We start from the raw sequence: 18309 nt of genomic DNA, 5'->3' as shown, positions 1-18309 counted from the left end.
AAAGCTATTGCATGGCTGGTGCGACATGCAAGGCTTTGCGCTCTATCCTTTCGATCCGCCTGGCGACATTGCCGCACTGCGCGCCGATTTGCGGGGCTGGCTTGCGGCGAACCAGCCGCAGGGCGACGTGGTGGCGCGGGCGAATTGCTGGGCCAGTTTCGACCGGGATTTCAGTCGTGCGCTCGGCGCAGCCGGCTATGTCGGGATGACGCTGCCGGCGCGCTATGGCGGCGGCGACCGCCATCTGCTCGAGCGTTATGTGGTAATCGAGGAATTGCTCGCAGCGGGCGCCCCCGTCGGCGCACACTGGATCGCCGATCGCCAGACCGGCCCGCTGATCCTGCGTTACGGCAGCGAAGAACAGCGCGAACGTTATCTGCCGGGCATCGCGAAGGGCGAGCTCTATGCCTGCATCGGCCTGTCCGAACCGGGCGCGGGTTCCGACCTCGCGGCGGTTCGAACGACAGCGCATGAGACCGCTGACGGTTGGCGCATCAACGGCCAGAAGATCTGGACCACCGGCGCGCATTTCTCGCACATCATGCTCGCGCTCGTCCGCACCGAAGAGGGCAGCGAACGCAACGCGGGGCTCAGCCAGTTGCTGATCGATCTCGACACGCCGGGGATCACCATCCGCCCGATCATCGACATGGCGGGGCATCATGATTTCAACGAAGTCTTCTTCGACGATGTGCTCGTGCCGCACGGTGCGCTCGTCGGCGAGCGGGGGCAGGGGTGGAAGCAGGTCACCGCCGAACTCGGTCTCGAACGCTCGGGCCCCGAACGCTATCTGTCGAGCCACGCGCTGTTCGTCGCGCTGATCGATGCCGCGGGCCCCGATCCCGATCCGGCGGTAGCGACGCTTATCGGCGAACTCGCGGCCGAGATGTGGACGCTGCGCCAGTTGTCGATGTCGACCGCGGCGAAGCTCGCGGCGGGCGAGGACCCGATGGTCGAAGCGTCGGTGGTCAAGGAACTGGGCAATGCCTTCGAACAGGATATGCCGCGGCGTGTGCAGGCGATCATCGACTGCAACTGGGACGATGACACCGATCTGGCGAAACTGCTGCGCGCATTGCTTATCGCATCGCCGAGCTTCTCGCTGCGCGGCGGAACACGCGAGGTGATCCGCGGGATCATCGCACGCGGGCTGGGCCTGCGATGAGCGCCGCGCGCGACATGCTGTGCGACACCGCACGCGCGGCCTTTGCCGAAGCGGCGAAGGCGGGGATTGCTCCGGTTGACGAAGCGGGCTTCGGCTTGCTGCTTGTTCCCGAAGAACAAGGCGGGTTTGGCGGTGATTGGGGCGATGTGAACGCGGTGCTGCAGATCGCCGGGGTGGTCGTCTCCGATCTGCCGGTCGCCGCATTGATCGTCGACGCGCCGCTCCTCCCCGCCGCGACGGTCAGCCTGATGGCGGGCGCGATGGGACAGGCGCTATCGCTGTCGATCGACCATGTGAACATGCGTCAGCAGTTCGGCCGCGCGCTCGGCAAATTTCAGGCGGTGCAGCAATCGCTCGCGGTGATGGCATGCGAGGTGCGCGCTGTCGAAGCCGCCGCAGCGGCGCTGGCAGCGCGGCTCGACGCAGTGAGCCTCGATCCGTCGGCCGCCGATTTCGAGATTGCAGCCGCGAAGCTCCGTGCCAATCGCGCCGTCGGTGTCGTGACGTCGATTGCGCATCAGGTGCACGGCGCGATCGGCTTCACCGAGGAATATGATCTCCACCGCGTGACCGTCCCGCTGATGCGCTGGCGCGGCGAGCATGGGAACGATGCCTTTTGGGCGACGCGGTTGGGCCGTCAGGTTGCCACCCTTGGCGGACGCGGCCTCTGGGAAGCGATGACCGCGCGCAGCGCCTGACCTCTTAGCGCAGCGCGCCGCCTTCGCGCAGCGCGGCAATTTTCCCGGCATCATAGCCCAGACCCGCAAGCACGGCGTCGCCATCGGCGCCGACAGCGGGCGCCGGGCGCGGTGTGTCGTTGACCGTCGCCGAATAGCGCGGAGCGGGGGCGGGCTGGACTGCGCCGCCGACGGTCAGGAAGGTTTCGCGCTCGACATTGTGCGGATGCTGCGGCGCTTCGCTCAGCGACAAGATGGGCGCGAAGCAGACGTCGGTCATCTCCATGATCGCGCACCATTCGTCGCGCGTCTTGGTCTTGAACAGCGCGGTCAGCTTTTCCTTCAGCGGCCCCCATTTCGACGGATCGAGCTGCGCGTCGAAATCGGCATCGTCGACCAGCCCGGTCTTTTCGCGCAGCAGCGCATAGAATTGCGGCTCGATCGACCCGATCGAGATGAATTTGCCGTCGGCGCAGGCATAGCTGTCGTAGAAATGCGCCGCGCCGTCGAGCATGTTAACGCCGGCTTCGTCCTTGAGGCGCCCGGCGGCGAGGAAGCCCCAAGTCATACCCGCAAGCAGGGCAGAGCCATCGGTCATCGCGCAGTCGATCACCTGGCCCTCGCCGGTTTTCGCCGCATGGACGAGCGCGCTCGACATACCGAATGCGAGCATCATCCCGCCGCCGCCGAAATCGCCGACATAATTGACGGGCGGGACGGGCTTTTCGCCCGCGCGCCCGATGCCGTGAAGGACGCCCGAAAGCGAGATATAGTTGATGTCGTGCCCCGCCGCCTGCGCATAGGGGCCGAACTGGCCCCATCCGGTCATGCGGCCGTAAACGAGCTTCGGATTATCCGCGAGCAGCACGTCGGGGCCGAGACCGAGCCGTTCCATCACGCCGGGCCGATAGCCCTCGATGATCCCGTCGGCGCTCTTGCACAGCTCGCGCGCGATCCGCACTGCGTCCGGGTTCTTCATGTCGAGCGCGATCGACGTGCGATTGCGGCTCAGCGGATCGCGCGGGTCCATGAAGCCGCCGGGGCGATCGATACGGATCACCTCGGCGCCATGGTCGGCGAGCATCATGCCGCAGAAGGGGCCGGGACCGATGCCGGCAAACTCGATGATTCTGATACCCTTCAGCGGCCCGGTCATGATGCTCTCCCTGTCTCTCAGATACGTTCGATGATGATCGCGGGTGCCATGCCGCCGGCGGCGCACATGGTGACGAGGCCATAGCGGCCGCCCGAGCGTTCGAGTTCGTCGAGCGCGGTGCCGATCAGGATCGAGCCCGTCGCGCCGATCGGATGACCGAGCGCCATCGCGCCGCCGTTGATGTTCACCTTCTCGCGGTCGAGATCGAGGTCGCGGATGAACTTTTCGGCGACGACCGAGAAGGCTTCGTTGATTTCCCAGACGTCGATGTCTTCCTTCTTGAGGCCAGCCTTTTCGAGCACTTTCTTCGCCGCCGGGACCGGGGCGTTGAGCATCAGCGTCGGGTCGTCGCCGATATTGGCGTAAGCAACCACGCGCGCCCGCGGCTTCAGTCCATGCTTGTCGGCATAATCCTTCGATGTGAGCAGCAGCGCCGCTGCGCCATCGACGACGCCCGACGAATTGCCGGCGTGGTGGAAATGCTGGATTTCGACATCGGGATAGCGGCGATTGACCTGCTTGCGGAAGGTGAATCCGCCGCCAAGGTCGAAATCCGCAAGGCCGGTGAAGGCGGGCTTGAGCGACGCGAGGCCCTCTGCGGTGGTTTCAGGGCGCGGAAACTCCTCATGGTCGAGCGCGACGCTGCCGTCGGTGTTGAGGACCGGTACCACCGACTTGGCGAAACGACCTTCCTTGATGGCGCGGTCGGCGCGCTGCTGGCTGACGAGCGCGAGCGCGTCGAGCGCCTCACGACTGATCCCTTCGATCGTCGCGATCGCGTCGCCGCAGACGCCCTGATGCGACTGCGGGTGCAGTTCGTCGAGCGCTTCGTGACCCGAGCCCATCAGGCGCGGCGGCAGGCCGGCGTTCGCTTGCTCGGCGGCATAGGCGGTGGTGTAGCTCATCATTTCGGTGCCGCCCGCGATGACGCAATCTTCCATGCCGCTCATCACGCTGGCGGCGGCGAAGTTCACCGAGCTGATGCCGCCGCCGCAGAAACGGTCGAGTGTCGTGCCGCTGGCCTTGGTGTCATAGCCCGCCGACAGCGCCGCCATGCGGCCGAGGTCGCCACCCTGCTTGCCGTTCTGGCTCGACGTCGACCAGACGATGTCGTCGACGGTTGCGGTATCGAGATTGTTGCGGTCGCGGATCGCGGCGAGCACCGTCGCGGCAAGATGCTGCGGGTGGAGGTGCGACAGCGCGCCTTTGCCGGGTTTGCCAACCCCACGCGGGGTGCGGACGGCGTCGATGATATAGGCTTCGGCCATGGGATTATTCCTTTCGGGGAGAGATTAACGGGGGGCCATGCGGATTGCGCCGTCGAGGCGGACCGCCTGGCCGTTGAAATAGGTGTTGCGGACCATTTCCATTGCGAGGCTCGCATATTCCTCGGCCTTGCCGAGGCGCTTGGGGAAGGGGACAGAGGCTTCGAGGCTTTCCTTCACCTTCGGGTTCATATTGTTGAGAAGCGGGGTGCCGAACACGCCCGGCATGATCGAATTGACACGGATACCGAGGTCCATCAGGTCGCGCGCCATCGGCAGGACGAGGCCGTTCACGCCGGCCTTTGCCGAGCCATAGATGACCTGGCCGATTTGGCCGTCCTGCGCCGCAACGGAGGCGGTCAGCACGATCGCGCCGCGTTCGCCGTCTTCCATTTCGGGTAAGCTGGCCATGCCTTCGGCCGAGATCGACGCGACACGATAGCTCGCGGTCAATATGCCTTCGACGCCAAAGGCATAATCGGCGGTCGGCGTACGGCGATAGCCGCCGGATTCCTTGTCATAGGCCAGCGTCTTGCCGCGGCGCGAGGTCATCGCGCAATGGACGCAGACGCGCTCCTGCCCGTGCGCCGCACGCGCCTTGGCGTAGCCGTCGAGCACCGATTGCTCGTCTGTGATGTCGACATGGACGAACAGGCCGCCGATCGACGCCGCGACCTCTTCGCCAAGGGCGTCGTTGATGTCGAAGATGGCGACCTTCACCCCGGATGCGGCCAGCGCTTCGGCAGTGGCGCGGCCGAGGCCCGAGGCGCCGCCGGTGACGACGGCGGATATGCTGGAATCGATTTTCATGGGCGCGCCTCCTCAGGCCGGAATCTGGTTGAAGGGAATGCCCTTGTCGGGGCGATGGTCCTGCGGCAGGCCGAGCACCTTCTCTGCAATCGTGTTGAGCAACGTCTCGTCCGACCCGCCAGCAATGCGACCGGTGGGGGCATTGATCCAGCTCGACGCCCAATCTTCTTTTTGCGAGGCATGTTCGTCAAAAAGGAAGGCATCGCTGCCCTGAAGGTCGAGTGCAAGCTCCGACAATTTCTGGCGCGAGCGCACTGCGACGAGCTTGTTGAGCGAGCCTTCGGGTCCCGGCATCATTCCCGCCTGCATCATCAGCCGCGCGCGGACATTGATCGAATCGAGCCCCGCGCGCATTGCATGATTGCGCGCGATCTGCTGGCGGATGCGGCCGTCCTCGATCGCGGGACGACCGTTCAGCTGAACATCCTTCGCCAGCTCGACGAACAGGTCGAGATGGGGGCCGAAGCCCGCGCTGTCGGTCGCGACATAACGTTCGATCATAAGCGTTGCGATGGCGACCGCGAAACCGCCGCCAACCGGCGACATGCGATGATCGTCGGTGATCTTCACATCGTCGAAGAACACCTCGTTGACGTGGCTGTCGCCGCCCGCAAGCTTGATCGGCCGGACGGTGACGCCCGGCGCCTTCATGTCGACCCAGAAATAGGTGAGACCCTTGTGCTTCGCGACGGTCGGGTCGGTGCGCACGACGATGACGCCATAGTCGCTGTAGTGCGCCCAACTCGTCCAGACCTTCTGGCCGTTGATCTTCCATCCGTTGCCGTCGGGCTCGGCCTTCGTGCGCAGGCCCGCAAGGTCCGACCCGCCGGAGGGCTCGGAGAAAAGCTGGCACCAGATTTCCTCGCCTTGCAGCGCCTTCAGTACGCGTTCCTTGACGAAGTCCTTGTCGCTGCCGAATTGCATCAGCACCGGCACGGGCATGCCGAGCGATATGCCGAAATAGAAGCTCGGGAAGCCGTGTTTCATTTCCTCGGCGTCGAAGGTGACCTTTTCGAGATGACCGAGCCCTTGGCCACCATATTCGACGGGCCAGTTGATCCCGGCATAGCCGGCGTCGAACTTGGCTTTCTGGTAACGGCGGCCGAGCGCGAGATCATCGGCTTCGGACAGGCCCTTGCGCGCGTCGCGGCCAAAGGCCGGCGCCACCGACTGGAGCCAGGCCGCGGCCTTGGCGCGATAGGCTTCGAGATCGCTCATGCCGCTTCTCCCGCCAACTGGTCGACAAGCACATCTTCCCAGAACAGGCTGCTGCCCTGCTCGATCGCGAGGCTGCGCGCGCGGCGCATGTGGAGGTGGAGGCCGATTTCCCATGTCACACCGATGCCGCCATGGATCTGGATGCAATCGCGCGCCGCGGTGTCATAGGCCTCGGTCGCCGACAGCCGCGCCGCTGCCGCTGCTGTGATGAAATCGGCCGCACCTTCGCGCGCCGCCGCGTGGATGCAGTTCGCGCGCGCCAGTTCGACGAGCCCGTAGAGTTCGGCAATGCGATGCTTCACCGACTGGAAAGCGCCGATCGGCTGGCCGAAGGCGCGGCGCGTGAGGGCATAGTCGCGCGCGATTTCCATCAGCACCTCGGCGCCGCCGGTCTGCTCGTGCGCCGTGATGACGCCCTGCAGCGCGAGGATATGAAGCGCGGCATCGCGCGCGGTGCTGCCAACAGCGAGCGTTTCGGCCGGTACGCTGCCGAAGTGGAGGTCGGCGATCAGGCGGCTGTTGTCGAAGCTGGGAACGGCGGAGCGCTCAGTCCCCGCCAGATCGACCAGCGCGAGCACCGGCATCCCCGGTCCGTTCGCAAAGACGACCGCGACATCCGCCGCGAGCCCCGCTGAAACACCGCGAACCGTGCCGTCCAGCCGGTCGCCGGTAAGGGTTACATCGGGGCGGGCAGGCAGCGCATCCGGGCCGGCCGCAAAAGCGATCGCACCGATCGTTTCGCCGCTCGCCAACCCCGGAAGCCAGCGTGATTTTTGCGCGTCAGAGCCAAACAGCTCGATCGCCTTGGCGGCACCGAAGCTCGACGTCAGGAACGGCGCGCCGCTGATGCTGCGCCCGGCCTGATGCGCGATCAGGCCCAGTTCGATCAAGCCAAGACCCAGACCGCCTTCCGCTTCGGGAAGCGCCAGCGCGGTCCAGCCCTGCTCCTTCGCGGTGGCCCAGAAGGGGCGATGATATTCGCCGACACTCTCGAGCAGCGGCAGCAGCGCGTCCTTGTCGATACGCGCTTCCAATACGCGCCGCGACTCGGTCGCGATCGCCTGTTGGCCTTCGTCATAGAGGATCGTCATGCGCGCACCCGTCCTTCTCCCATTATCTTGTCCGCCGAGTGAACCGGACGTTGACGTAAACGTCAAGCATTTTGACGTTACGCTTTCAGCCCGACAACTGGTGGTCGTGTCAGGCCAGCCCGGCCTTCCAGTCGCGCTTGATCTTCTTGGCGAGGCTCCATTTGTGGACTTCGGTCGGGCCGTCATAGATGCGGAAGGCGCGAACCTCGCGGAACACCTGCTCAACGATCGTCTTGTCGGTGACGCCGGTGCCGCCCATCACCTGAACGCACCGGTCGGCGATGCGCATCAGCGCCTCGGACACGGCGACCTTCGCCATCGAGCTTTCGACCGTGCCGAGCGACCCGGTATCGAGGACGCCCGCGCACCAGTCGATCATCAGCTCGGCCTGTTTCAGGTCGATCATATTTTCGGCGAGCATGAAGCCGACGCCTTCATGATCGATCAGCGACTTGCCGAACGCCTCGCGGCGGTTGGCATAATCGGTCGCGATCTCATGTGCACGAATGCACGCGCCGAGCCAGCGCATACAGTGCGACAGGCGGGCAGGGGAGAGGCGGACCTGCGCGTAGCGAAAGCCTTCGCCGGCCTCGCCCAGCATCTGGTCGGCGGGGACGCGCAGATTGTCGATGGTCAGCGTCGCGTGACCGCCGGGCATCGAGCTGTCGATCGTGTTGGGCACATGATCGATACGGATCGCGGGGTCGGGAAGGTCGACGAGGAACATGCACGCGCCCTGTTCGGCCTTAGCCATCACGATGCCGACGCGCGCGCCCTGTGCGCCGGTGATGAAGGTCTTGCGGCCGTTGATCACCCAGTGATTGCCGTCGGGATGGCAGGTCGTCTTCATCATCGACGGATCGGACCCGGCGCCGCCGTCCTCGGCGGGTTCGGTCATGAAAAAGGCCGAACGGACAAGCCCCTCGACCATCGGCTTCAGGAAGCGCTCCTTGAGTTCGGGGCTGCCCTCCTTGCCGAGAAGGTACATATTGCCCTCGTCGGGTGCCATCGTGTTGCACGCGAGCGGCCCGAGCGGCGACAGGCCGCTCTTGATCAGCACCACCGCGGTCTCGCGCTGGTTCAGGTGGCTGCCGTCGTCGAAGATATGCGGCGTCAGCACGCCCGCGGCGCGCGCATGTTCGCGCATCTCCATGACCAGCTCGTCGGTCGGCGCGCCGTGATGATCGCGGCGGGGATCGCTCTCGTAGGGGATGATCGTTTCGCGAACGAACGCTTCGACCTTTGCGGCGATCGCCCGCGCCCGATCCGATATGCCTTCGCCCGCCGTCATTTCGATTCCCTTCGCTATCTAACTATTTTCCTAGTCAACCCGACGTTGACGTAAGCGTCAAGTTATTTCATGGACCGGAACGAAGATGCCGTAAGGGCAGGACCGGACAGGAGAGATCGATATGGCTTTCAAGACACGCATCACCGAAATGCTGGGTATCGAGCATCCGATCGTCCAGGGCGGGATGCAGAGCGTCGGCTATGCCGAACTGGCGAGCGCCGTGTCGAACGCCGGCGGTCTCGGCATCATCACCGCGCTGACGCAGCCGAGCCCCGAAGCATTGCGTGAGGAAATCGAACGCTGCCGCGCGATAACCGACAAGCCCTTCGGCGTAAACATGACCGTCTTCCCGACGATTAATGCCCCCGATTACAAGGCCTATGCGCAGGCGATCATCGACGGCGGGGTCAAGATCGTCGAGACCGCGGGCACGCAGGCGGTGCGCGAGATCTGGGAGATGCTGAAACCCCATGGCGTCACGATCCTCCACAAATGCACCGCGGTGCGCCACGCATTGTCGGCCGAACGCGCGGGCTGCGATATCATCTCGATCGACGGTTTCGAATGCGCGGGCCACCCGGGCGAGGACGATATTCCCGGCCTGATCCTGATCCCCGCCGCTGCCGACAAGGTGAAAATCCCGATGCTCGCCTCGGGCGGCTTCGGCGACGGCCGCGGGCTCGTCGCGGCGTTGTCGCTCGGCGCCGAGGGCATCAACATGGGTACACGCTTCTGCGCGACGGTCGAGGCACCGATCCACGACAATGTGAAGCAGGCCTATGTCGACAATGACGAACGCGGCAGCTTCCTGATCTTCCGCAGCCTCAAGAACACCGCGCGCGTCGGCAAGAGCGAAGTGAGTGAAGAGGTGGTGCGCCGTCTCGCGGTGCCCGACGCGACCTTTGCCGACGTCGCCGAACTGGTGAACGGCAAGGCGGGCCGCGAACTGCTCGAAACCGGCGACCTCACGAAAGGCGTGTTCTGGGCGGGCATGGTGCAGGGGCTGATCCACGACATCCCGACGTGCCAGCAGTTGATCGATCGCATCATCGCCGAGGCCGACGCGATCGTCGACCAGCGGCTCGCGTCGATGCGCGCCTAATTGGCCCGCCGCGCTGGCGCGGCGCGGCAGCTTTCGATATGATCCGATTCTTCGTAATTTGATCGTATCGAATGCCGCCGGCGCCCGTGCCCGCCGGCGCGGCAAGGGGGATGTTTGAGCCTCATCGAATATAAGGGTTTCGGCGGCGTTCTCCTGTCGGCCGACATGCTGGGTGACGAAAACGACCCCGCGGTGCTGCTTATTCCCGACCTCGGGCAGGACCGTGCCGCCTGGCGCGACGTCGCCGAGGCGCTGGTGCTTTCGGGGCGCCGCGTCGTTAACCTCGACCTGCGCGAAGCCGGTGAAGAAGATGAGCTTGCGCCGCATATCGAGGATATGCGCGCGGTGCTCGCGCAAATGGGCTCGCGCCCTGTCGTCGTGACCGCCGGGCGCGGCGGATGGATCGCGACGCGCGCGTTGGCGCTCGATGGTGCCCTGCTCGCGGCCGGACTGGTGCTGGTTGACATGCCCGTCGACGAAGACGCCATCGCGAGCGATGTGCCCGCGCGGCTGGCGGTCCCCGCGCTCGTCGTCCGTGGCGGCTTCTCTCCCGCGCAGTGCAGTGCGGTCAGCGACACCTTCAACGCCGCGCTGCCCATGGGCGAGAGCGCCGATATCAACGAATGCGACCTCGAACTCGCGTCGGATCGCAAAGAGGCGCTGCTCGGGCAACTGCTCGAATTTCTCGAACGGCGCCAGCCGCGCGAGGCAATGGAGTTCAAGGCAGGATCGGACCCGCGGACGCTGCGCGATGCGATGGGCTGTTTTGCGACCGGCATCACGATCGTTACCGCGCTCGACGGTGCAGGGACTCCGGTCGGGCTGACCGCGAACAGCTTCACCTCGGTTTCGCTCGACCCGCCACTGCTGCTGGTATGCATCGCCAACACCGCCGGAACCGCCCCCGCCCTGCGCGACGCCGCGCATTTCGGCGTCAACGTGCTCCAGATCGGCCAGCAACCGACGTCGAACCGCTTCGCCGCGAGGGGCGAGGACCGCTTCGCTAACCAGCCATGGGCACCGGGTCAGACGGGGGTGCCGCTGCTCGGCAGTTCGCTCGTATCGTTCGAATGCCAGCGCGAATCGCTGCACGAGGCGGGCGACCATTTCATCCTCGTCGGCCGCGTCGTGCGCGCGCAGTTCGAACCGCACCGCGATCCGCTGCTCTATTTCCGCGGTAAGTACCGGCGGCTGCATTTCGCCTGATAGAAGTGGCGGACAGGGTGGGATTCGAACCCACGGTGAGCTTGCACCCACGGCGGTTTTCAAGACCGCTGCCTTAAACCACTCGGCCACCTGTCCTTGGCTCGCCGCCATAGCGTGCGGGCGCGATGCGGCAAGCGAAACCTTGCCCGCTCGCCCCACCGCGCGAATGACTCGGCTCGTCCCGCCGCCGCCTAGCCAAGGCGCTCGCATCTGTGCGAGACACGCCCTATGGGTGGGGACATCATGCACGCTATACGTTTCAAAATCGGACGCCTTTTCCAATTCGCCGCGGCCTTCGTGTCGGCCTGGATGCTCACCGCTTCGGCGCCGCTCCATGCGCAAAGCGGGGACCCCGGCTTCGATACCTACGTCCAGTCGCTGTGGCCCAAGGCGCAGGCGCGCGGCGTATCGCGCGCTACCTTCGATCGGGTGACGTCGGGATTGCGCTACAACGCGCGCGTCGTCGCGCTCGATCGCGACAATCTCGGCAGCCCGCCAAGCCCCAACACGCCGATCCCGTCGTTCGCGCCCTACAAGGCCAAGCATGTCGATGCTGCGCGCATCGGCGGCGGGCGCCGCGTCCACGACCGTCTACTCCCGCTCTTGTCGCGGATCGAGCAACGCACCGGCGTACCGACGAGCATCATGATCGCCATCTACGGCCATGAAACCGCCTATGGACAGGTCACCGGCAATTTCGACTTGCCCGAAGCGCTGGCAACTCTCGCCTATGAAGGGCGCCGCCGCAGCCTGTTCGAACCCGAACTGATCGCGACGATGGTGATGGTCGAACAGGGCGTTCCGCGCAGCGCACTGAAGGGCAGCTGGGCCGGGGCGTTCGGTTATCCGCAGTTCCTTCCGTCGGTTTATCTGCAGGTTGCCGAAGACGGCGACGGCGACGGTGTCGCGCGCATCTGGTCGAGCGAGGCCGACGCGATCGAATCGATCGGTTCCTATCTCCGCCGTGCCGGATGGCGTGCCGGACAGCCGTGGGGCGTCGCGGTGACCGTGCCTGCGAGCTTCAATCGCGGCGCCGTCGCCAATCGCCTGACGCCGACGCGCTGCCCCCGCGTTTTCGACCGCCACAGCCGCTGGCGCTCGATGGCCGAATGGCGCGCCGCGGGGATTCAGCCGCTCAGCGGGCGCTGGCCCGACGGCAATGTGCAGGCGACCTTGCTCGAACCCGACGGCCCCGGCCGCACCGCCTATTTGCTGACCGGTAACTATCGTGCGATATTGGACTATAATTGTTCCAATTTTTACGCACTGTCTGTGGGGTTGCTGGCGGATGAAATCGATCGTTAGAAGCGGGGGCCTGATGGCCGGGGCGGCGCTGATGCTCTCCGGATGCGGCAGTGTCGATGGCAAGCGTGAGGGACGGCCGATGGCAAACCCGGCACCGGCCGCCACCGTGGCGGGCGTTTCCGATGTGCCAGTAAAGATCGGCGATCCATACACGATCGGCGGGGTGACCTATACGCCGGCCGATATCCCCGATTATGACGATGTGGGCTATGCGAGCTGGTATGGCGAGGAGCTCGCCGGGCGGCCGACCGCCAACGGCGAAACCTTCGATCCCGCGGCGATCAGCGCGGCGCATAAGACTTTGCCGCTGCCGAGCTATGTCGAGGTGACGGCGCTCGATACCGGGCGGACGATCCTCGTGCGCGTCAACGATCGCGGCCCGATGGTCGGCGACCGCCTGATCGACCTGTCACGCGGCGCCGCCGAGCAATTGGGCCTCACCGACGGGGTTTCCGCCGTGCGCGTCCGCCGCACGAACCCGATCGCCGCCGAACGCGCACAGCTTCGCGCCGGAAAACCGGTTCCCGAACGGCTTGGGACCCCCGACTCGTTGCTCGCCATTCTGCGTAACAAGGCGAAAAGCCTGCCGATTCCCAAGGGCGTCGCGGCTTCGGCCGTGGCGACCGCGCCGATCGCTTCGGGTGCCGCCAAGCCGGGTGACGATCGTTTCATCCTCGAAGGCCCTGGCACGGTAATGCCGCCGCCCAAACCGGCGCCCGCGGCAAAGCCCGCGCCGACGACCAAGCCGGCTACAATCGCGCCTTCAGGCAAATATGCCATCCAGGTTGGAGCGTTCAGTTCCGAAGTCCGCGCCACTGCCGCGGCGAAATCGGTCGGCGGCCATGTGACCAAGGCCGGTAACCTCTGGCGTGTGCGCGTTGGGCCGTTCGCGAGCGACGCCGACGCGCGCGGTGCACTTGGCAAGGTGAAGGCCAAGGGTTTCCGCGACGCGGTTGTCCAGCGCGACCGTTGACGACACGGCGCGTGGCGAAACAGGGTATCCCTGTAAAAGGCGCCGCCGCGGCGCTGGCGGCCTTCGTGCTGGCATTCGCATTTCCTGCAACCGCCGCCGCAAGCGACGCCCGTCCGAAAAGCGCGCCGATCAGCCGGCCACCCTATGTCACGCAGGCGCCGATCGTGATGCTCAAGGATCTCGATTCGGGCACTATCCTCTTCTCGCGCGGCGCCGAAAAGCGCTTTGCCCCGGCGTCGATGGCCAAGGTGATGACCGCCTATGTCGTGCTCGATCTGGTCAAAAAGGGTGAACTTGCGCGTGAAAAGCAGTTTACCGTAAGCGAAGCGACGTGGAAGAAATGGAACGGCCGTAACGGCGGTTCGACGATGTTCCTGCGCCCGAACGAGAAGGTTTCGGTCGACGACCTGCTCAAGGGACTGATCACCGTTTCGGGTAACGACGCCGCGGCGGTGCTGGCGATCGGGATAGACGGCAGCGAAGACGCATTTGTCAAAAGAATGAATGCTGTAGCCAGCAAGGTTGGAATGACATCGAGCCGTTTTGGAACGCCCAGCGGCTGGCCCGACGGCGGTGTCACCCAGGTCAGCGCCGCCGACCTCATCACACTCGCCGACCGCTTGATCCGCGATCATCCCGATGGATATGCGCGTTATTTCTCGATCCCGAAGTTCCAGCATGGCAAATCGCCCGAGGGCAAGCCGATCATCCAGCCGAACCGCAACCCCATCCTCGGCCGTTTCGAGGGGGCTGACGGGTTGAAAACGGGCCATACAGCCGAGGCGGGCTACTGCTTCCTCGGCTCGGCGAAACGGAAGGGCCGCCGCCTGGTTATGGTCGTCGCCGGCATGGGCAGCGAGAAAGCGCGGCGTGACGAGGCCGAGCGGCTGATGGAATGGGGTTTTGCTTCCGGCAATGCGCCCGCGACAACGCAAACCGCGCCGAAAGGCGGGGCAGCCGCTACGCGGAGATGACAAAGGCCATCCGCCGGGCTACCGCCGAACCATGCACGGGCGGCATCTCATCCTTTCGAATTGCGCGATAGCTACATGACGCGCGGGCGCTTCATCACGCTCGAGGGTGGCGAAGGCGTCGGCAAATCGACGCAAATCCGTGCGCTCGCCGCCGCGCTGGAGGCGCGGGGCGTCGAAGTCGTCGCGACGCGCGAACCGGGCGGCAGCGCGGGGGCCGAGGCGATCCGGACATTGCTGATGGAAGGCAGCGACGACCGCTGGGACGCGCGCAGCGAAGCCTTGCTCTTTGCCGCGGCGCGCGCCGATCATGTCGCGCGCCTGATCCGCCCGGCGCTGGAGCGCGGCGCGTGGGTGCTTTGCGACCGCTTCGTCGATTCGAGCCGCGCCTACCAGGGCGGCGGGGGCGGGATCACCGACGCCGACCTTTTGATGCTCCATGGGTTCGGCTCGGAAGGGCTGCTTCCCGACCGCACCTTCCTGCTCACGGTAAGTGCCGCTGAGGCCGCGCGCCGCCTGACCGAGCGCGGGGGCTCTGATCGCATGGGGAACAAGCCCGCCGACTATCAGGCGCGCCTTGCCGCGCGCTTCGTTGAAATGGCCGAGGCCGAACCCGCCCGCTGGCGGATCGTCGATGCCGATGTCGCCGCGAGCGACGTCACGGCGGCAATCCTTGCCGACCTTGCGGAATGGCTGCCATGATCGGCCATCAGGACGCAGAAAAGGCCTTTCTCGAGGCATGGCAGGGCGGGCGCCTTCACCACGCCTGGCTGCTCGCGGGTCCGCAGGGGATGGGGAAGGGGGCCTTTGCCGAGCGTGTCGCGCGCTTTCTCGTCACCCACGGCCCGGGTGGTGGCGGCGAGCCGCTGACGCTGGACGATCGCGGCGAGGACGCCGCGGCGCGTCTCGTCGACGCCGGAAACCATCCCGAAATCCTTCGTCTCGCGCGCCAGCCGAAAGACAAAGCCAAGGAACTCGCGCGCAACATCACGATCGAGCAGGTACGGCAGATGATCCGCCGCCTGCATCTGTCGCTGTCGCTCGGCGAGTGGCGTGTGATCATCGTCGACGCCGTCGACGATCTCGAGACCGACGGCGCCAACGCGCTGCTCAAGACGCTCGAGGAACCGCCCGCCAAGACGCTCTTCCTGCTCGTGAGCCACTCGCCCGGACGGTTGTTGCCGACGATCCGGTCGCGGTGCAGAAGCCTGCGTTTTCAACCCGTTGACCGTGACGTCATGACAGCATGGCTGCACGAATTGCGCCCGATGCTCGACACCGCCGAGGTGCGCGCGATCGTTGCCGCGTCGGGCGGTGTGCCGGGCAAGGCGCTCGCGCTGATCGACAGCGATGTCGCGGCGATGGAGAAGAAGCTGCTCGCGATTGCGACGTCGGGGGATCCCGAAAACCGGCTGCGCGAGGCGCTCGCGCGCGAGGTCAGCGGAACGAGCAATCGCGCTCGGCTCGAACTGGTGATCGATATCGTGCCCGGGCTGCTCGCGCGCCTCGCGCGCGAGCGTCCGGTTGGAGACATCGCCCCGATCCTTGCGCAATGGGACCGCGTGCAGCGCACGGTGCGCGATGCGATCCGCGGGTCGTACGACGGAGCCATGGTCGGGTTCGAAATCGGCAATTGTCTCGCCGAACTCGCGCCGCGGCACGGGCAGGAAGCACGCTGACGCTTTCCCTCGCGCGCGCCAGCCGCTAAGGCGCGCGCATGTCCGAAAATAACGAACCTTTCTATATCACCACCGCGATCAGCTATCCCAATGGCCGCCCGCATATCGGCCACGCCTATGAAGCGATCGCTACCGACGTCATGGCCCGCTTCCAGCGCGCGCGCGGCCGCGACGTGCGGCTGATCACCGGCACCGACGAACATGGGCTGAAGATGTTCCAGACCGCGCGCGACCAGGGCCGCGCGACGATCGATCTCGCTGATGAAATGTCGGCATATTTCCGTGAGATGTATGCCAAGCTGAATATCAGCTATGATAATTTCATGCGCACGTCCGACGCGGCGCATCACGCGGCGTCGCAGACGATCTGGAAAGCGATGGAGGCGAATGGCGACCTCTATCTCGACCGCTACGAGGGCTGGTACTCGGTTCGCGACGAGGCTTTCTACGACGAGAGCGAGCTCACCGACGGGGAAGGGGGCGCCCGCCTGTCGCCGCAGGGAACACCGGTCGAATGGACCGTCGAGGAAAGCTGGTTCTTCCGCTTGTCTGCTTATCAGGACCGGCTGCTCGCGCTCTACAACGACAATCCGGACTTCATCCGCCCCGAAAGCCGCCGCAACGAGGTGCTGCGCTTCGTCGAGGGCGGGCTGAAGGACCTTAGCGTTTCACGCACCAGCTTCGACTGGGGTGTGCCGGTTCCGGGTTCGCCCGGGCATGTGATGTATGTGTGGGTCGACGCTTTGACCACCTATCTGTCGGGCCTCGGCTATCCCGACCCCGACAGCGATTTCGGCAAATTCTGGCCGGCGAATATCCATATGATCGGCAAGGATATCGTTCGTTTTCATACGGTTTACTGGCCAGCTTTCCTGATGAGTGCGAATTTGCCGCTGCCGAAACAGGTGTTCGGCCACGGTTTCCTGCTCAACCGGGGCGAGAAAATGTCGAAGTCGCTCGGTAATGTCGTCGACCCGATGACGCTCGCCGAACAGTTCGGCGTCGATGCGCTGCGTTATTATCTGCTACGCGAAGTGAGCTTCGGTCAGGATGGCAGCTATTCGGCCGAGGCGATCGTGCGCACCGCGAACGCCGATCTCGCGAACAGCTTCGGCAATCTGGCACAGCGCAGCTTGTCGATGATTTTCAAGAATTTGGACGGCAAGATTTTCGCGGACTATGCGCCCGCGCAGGACGACATGGACCTGCTCTCGGAATTGGACGACATGGCAAAGGTGCGTCTGCCGCGCGAATTCGAGCAACTCGCTTTCTCGATCGGGATCGAGGACTGGCTCCGCGCCGTCTTCGCCTGCAACCAATATGTCGACACGCAGGCCCCGTGGGCGCTACGCAAGACCGACCCGGAGCGTATGCGCGCGGTCCTCATGACTTTGTTCCGGGCGGTGCGAACGCTTGCGATCGCCATCCGCCCCGTCGTGCCCGCCGCGGCCGACAAATTGCTCGACCAGATGGGCATTACCGAAAATGCGCGTGATTTTGCAGCGCTCGCCGACAAAGACTGGTTCGCAAAGCTCGCGGCGAGCGGTTTCGCGGTCGGTCAACCGGTGCCGATCTTCCCGCGCCTCGAACTCCCTGAGAGCGAAGGGGAAGGGGAGGCCTGATGCTCGTCGATTCGCACTGCCACCTCAATTACAAGGGACTTGCCGAGCGGCAGGGCGAGGTGCTGGCGCGTGCGCGGGAGAAGGGCGTTACCGCGATGCTCAACATTGCGACGCGCGAAAGCGAGTGGGACGATGTGCTCGCCGCGGCCGAGGCGAATGACGATGTCTGGGCGAGCGTCGGCATCCATCCGCACGATGCCGACCATCACCCCGACGTCGATACCGCCAAGCTGGTCGAGCGCGCCGCGCATCCGCGGGTGATCGGCATCGGCGAAACCGGGCTCGACTATTATTACGACAAAAGCGACCGTGTGCGACAGCAGGACAGTTTCCGTCGCCACATCCATGCGTCGCAGCAAACCGGCCTGCCGATCATCGTGCACACGCGCGACGCCGAGGAAGACACGCTGGCGTTGCTCGGCGAGGAGATGGGCAGGGCCATTTTCCCCGGCGTCATCCACTGCTTCACGGCGAGCGACGATTTCGCGCGCAAGGCACTCGATCTCGGCCTCTATGTCTCGATCTCGGGAATCGTGACCTTCAAGAACGCCGCCGATCTTCAGGCGACCGCCAGATGGTTGCCGCAGAACCGACTGCTGATCGAAACCGATTCCCCCTTCCTTGCCCCCGTACCGCACCGCGGCAAGCCGGGAGAACCGGCTTTCGTCGCCGACACGCTTGCCTTCCTTGCCGATCTTCGCGGCGAAGACGGCGATGTACTCGCGGCTGCGACAAGCGCCAATTTCTACGCGCTTTTCAATAAGGCGGCGCCATGACG

At 65.2% G+C, this 18309-nt stretch carries 17 protein-coding genes and 1 tRNA gene; 11 read left to right on the top strand and 7 right to left on the bottom strand.

Features of this window, described 5'->3' with window-relative positions:
- Nucleotides 1–25: 25 nt before the first annotated feature.
- Both ACIPPQ_RS13255 and ACIPPQ_RS13250 read left to right on the top strand, forming a co-directional pair.
- A complete protein-coding gene (locus ACIPPQ_RS13255; protein WP_446544546.1) occupies nucleotides 26–1165 on the top strand; it encodes an acyl-CoA dehydrogenase family protein in 1140 nt (379 codons plus the stop codon).
- Nucleotides 1162–1863: an acyl-CoA dehydrogenase family protein gene (locus tag ACIPPQ_RS13250; RefSeq protein ID WP_446544545.1), complete on the top strand. Its 702-nt coding sequence runs from the start codon at nucleotides 1162–1164 to the stop codon at nucleotides 1861–1863. The genes ACIPPQ_RS13255 and ACIPPQ_RS13250 overlap by 4 nt, the downstream gene beginning before the upstream one ends.
- A gap of 4 nt (nucleotides 1864–1867) precedes the next feature.
- Here the strand turns inward: ACIPPQ_RS13250 and ACIPPQ_RS13245 are convergent, their stop codons facing one another.
- The 6 genes from ACIPPQ_RS13245 to ACIPPQ_RS13220 all read right to left on the bottom strand — a co-directional run bounded on the left by ACIPPQ_RS13245 (nucleotide 1868) and on the right by ACIPPQ_RS13220 (nucleotide 8673).
- Nucleotides 1868–2998 carry a CaiB/BaiF CoA transferase family protein gene (locus ACIPPQ_RS13245; protein WP_446544544.1) on the bottom strand — a complete coding sequence of 377 codons (1131 nt, stop codon included), beginning with the start codon at nucleotides 2996–2998 and terminating at the stop codon, nucleotides 1868–1870.
- A 17-nt stretch (nucleotides 2999–3015) separates the two neighbouring features.
- Nucleotides 3016–4266, bottom strand: coding sequence for an acetyl-CoA C-acetyltransferase (locus tag ACIPPQ_RS13240; RefSeq protein ID WP_446544543.1), 1251 nt, complete (start codon nucleotides 4264–4266; stop codon nucleotides 3016–3018).
- Nucleotides 4267–4290: 24 nt separating this feature from the next.
- The gene (locus ACIPPQ_RS13235; RefSeq protein WP_446544542.1) at nucleotides 4291–5073 is read right to left on the bottom strand and encodes an SDR family NAD(P)-dependent oxidoreductase; all 783 of its coding nucleotides are present in this window, start codon (nucleotides 5071–5073) and stop codon (nucleotides 4291–4293) included.
- Nucleotides 5074–5085: 12 nt separating this feature from the next.
- Nucleotides 5086–6291 carry an acyl-CoA dehydrogenase family protein gene (locus tag ACIPPQ_RS13230; protein WP_446544541.1) on the bottom strand — a complete coding sequence of 402 codons (1206 nt, stop codon included), beginning with the start codon at nucleotides 6289–6291 and terminating at the stop codon, nucleotides 5086–5088.
- Nucleotides 6288–7382, bottom strand: coding sequence for an acyl-CoA dehydrogenase family protein (locus tag ACIPPQ_RS13225; RefSeq protein WP_446544540.1), 1095 nt, complete (start codon nucleotides 7380–7382; stop codon nucleotides 6288–6290). Before ACIPPQ_RS13225 ends, ACIPPQ_RS13230 begins: the two co-directional genes overlap by 4 nt.
- Nucleotides 7383–7491: 109 nt before the next feature.
- Nucleotides 7492–8673 (bottom strand): acyl-CoA dehydrogenase family protein, encoded by a 1182-nt coding sequence (locus tag ACIPPQ_RS13220; RefSeq protein WP_446544539.1) that lies wholly within the window; start codon nucleotides 8671–8673, stop codon nucleotides 7492–7494.
- A gap of 121 nt (nucleotides 8674–8794) precedes the next feature.
- On the opposite strand from ACIPPQ_RS13220, the gene ACIPPQ_RS13215 reads away from it, so the two are divergent.
- Both ACIPPQ_RS13215 and ACIPPQ_RS13210 read left to right on the top strand, forming a co-directional pair.
- Nucleotides 8795–9775, top strand: coding sequence for an NAD(P)H-dependent flavin oxidoreductase (locus tag ACIPPQ_RS13215; protein ID WP_446544538.1), 981 nt, complete (start codon nucleotides 8795–8797; stop codon nucleotides 9773–9775).
- A 114-nt stretch (nucleotides 9776–9889) separates the two neighbouring features.
- Nucleotides 9890–10981: a flavin reductase gene (locus tag ACIPPQ_RS13210; protein WP_446544537.1), complete on the top strand. Its 1092-nt coding sequence runs from the start codon at nucleotides 9890–9892 to the stop codon at nucleotides 10979–10981.
- Nucleotides 10982–10987: 6 nt separating this feature from the next.
- On the opposite strand, the gene ACIPPQ_RS13205 is transcribed toward ACIPPQ_RS13210, so the two are convergent.
- Nucleotides 10988–11077 (bottom strand) — tRNA-Ser (locus ACIPPQ_RS13205).
- A 147-nt stretch (nucleotides 11078–11224) separates the two neighbouring features.
- Here ACIPPQ_RS13205 and ACIPPQ_RS13200 point away from each other — a divergent pair.
- The 7 genes from ACIPPQ_RS13200 (at nucleotide 11225) to ACIPPQ_RS13170 (ending at nucleotide 18307) form a co-directional block, all read left to right on the top strand.
- The gene (locus tag ACIPPQ_RS13200; protein ID WP_446544536.1) at nucleotides 11225–12286 is read left to right on the top strand and encodes a lytic murein transglycosylase; all 1062 of its coding nucleotides are present in this window, start codon (nucleotides 11225–11227) and stop codon (nucleotides 12284–12286) included.
- A 13-nt stretch (nucleotides 12287–12299) separates the two neighbouring features.
- Nucleotides 12300–13259 (top strand): septal ring lytic transglycosylase RlpA family protein, encoded by a 960-nt coding sequence (locus tag ACIPPQ_RS13195; protein ID WP_446544535.1) that lies wholly within the window; start codon nucleotides 12300–12302, stop codon nucleotides 13257–13259.
- 11 nt (nucleotides 13260–13270) lie between these two features.
- On the top strand, nucleotides 13271–14233 hold the full coding sequence (locus ACIPPQ_RS13190) for a D-alanyl-D-alanine carboxypeptidase family protein (protein WP_446544534.1): 963 nt from the start codon (nucleotides 13271–13273) through the stop codon (nucleotides 14231–14233).
- A 75-nt stretch (nucleotides 14234–14308) separates the two neighbouring features.
- Entirely contained in the window at nucleotides 14309–14932 is a 624-nt protein-coding gene (tmk, locus tag ACIPPQ_RS13185; RefSeq protein ID WP_446544533.1) for a dTMP kinase, read from the top strand.
- Entirely contained in the window at nucleotides 14929–15909 is a 981-nt protein-coding gene (locus ACIPPQ_RS13180; RefSeq protein ID WP_446544532.1) for a DNA polymerase III subunit delta', read from the top strand. Before tmk ends, ACIPPQ_RS13180 begins: the two co-directional genes overlap by 4 nt.
- Nucleotides 15910–15947: 38 nt before the next feature.
- Complete coding sequence (gene metG / locus ACIPPQ_RS13175) at nucleotides 15948–17531, top strand: methionine--tRNA ligase (protein ID WP_446544531.1); 1584 nt, start codon at nucleotides 15948–15950, stop codon at nucleotides 17529–17531.
- A complete protein-coding gene (locus ACIPPQ_RS13170; protein WP_446544530.1) occupies nucleotides 17531–18307 on the top strand; it encodes a TatD family hydrolase in 777 nt (258 codons plus the stop codon). Before metG ends, ACIPPQ_RS13170 begins: the two co-directional genes overlap by 1 nt.
- The last annotated feature ends 2 nt before the right edge of the window (nucleotides 18308–18309 follow it).

Source organism: Sphingopyxis sp. LARHCG72, assembly GCF_052871675.1.
The sequence above is the reverse complement of the archived record's forward strand: the minus strand, read 5'-3'. Positions and strand labels throughout refer to the sequence as shown.

Bases quoted from the DNA above. Each gene is read 5' to 3' on its own strand.
- ACIPPQ_RS13255 (WP_446544546.1), top strand. From the start codon at position 26: ATGCAAGGCTTTGCGCTCTATCCTTTCGATCCGCCTGGCGACATTGCC.
- ACIPPQ_RS13250 (WP_446544545.1), top strand. From the start codon at position 1,162: ATGAGCGCCGCGCGCGACATGCTGTGCGACACCGCACGCGCGGCCTTT.
- ACIPPQ_RS13245 (WP_446544544.1), bottom strand. From the start codon at position 2,998: ATGACCGGGCCGCTGAAGGGTATCAGAATCATCGAGTTTGCCGGCATC.
- ACIPPQ_RS13240 (WP_446544543.1), bottom strand. From the start codon at position 4,266: ATGGCCGAAGCCTATATCATCGACGCCGTCCGCACCCCGCGTGGGGTT.
- ACIPPQ_RS13235 (WP_446544542.1), bottom strand. From the start codon at position 5,073: ATGAAAATCGATTCCAGCATATCCGCCGTCGTCACCGGCGGCGCCTCG.
- ACIPPQ_RS13230 (WP_446544541.1), bottom strand. From the start codon at position 6,291: ATGAGCGATCTCGAAGCCTATCGCGCCAAGGCCGCGGCCTGGCTCCAG.
- ACIPPQ_RS13225 (WP_446544540.1), bottom strand. From the start codon at position 7,382: ATGACGATCCTCTATGACGAAGGCCAACAGGCGATCGCGACCGAGTCG.
- ACIPPQ_RS13220 (WP_446544539.1), bottom strand. From the start codon at position 8,673: ATGACGGCGGGCGAAGGCATATCGGATCGGGCGCGGGCGATCGCCGCA.
- ACIPPQ_RS13215 (WP_446544538.1), top strand. From the start codon at position 8,795: ATGGCTTTCAAGACACGCATCACCGAAATGCTGGGTATCGAGCATCCG.
- ACIPPQ_RS13200 (WP_446544536.1), top strand. From the start codon at position 11,225: ATGCACGCTATACGTTTCAAAATCGGACGCCTTTTCCAATTCGCCGCG.
- ACIPPQ_RS13195 (WP_446544535.1), top strand. From the start codon at position 12,300: ATGGCCGGGGCGGCGCTGATGCTCTCCGGATGCGGCAGTGTCGATGGC.
- tmk (WP_446544533.1), top strand. From the start codon at position 14,309: ATGACGCGCGGGCGCTTCATCACGCTCGAGGGTGGCGAAGGCGTCGGC.
- ACIPPQ_RS13180 (WP_446544532.1), top strand. From the start codon at position 14,929: ATGATCGGCCATCAGGACGCAGAAAAGGCCTTTCTCGAGGCATGGCAG.
- metG (WP_446544531.1), top strand. From the start codon at position 15,948: ATGTCCGAAAATAACGAACCTTTCTATATCACCACCGCGATCAGCTAT.
- ACIPPQ_RS13170 (WP_446544530.1), top strand. From the start codon at position 17,531: ATGCTCGTCGATTCGCACTGCCACCTCAATTACAAGGGACTTGCCGAG.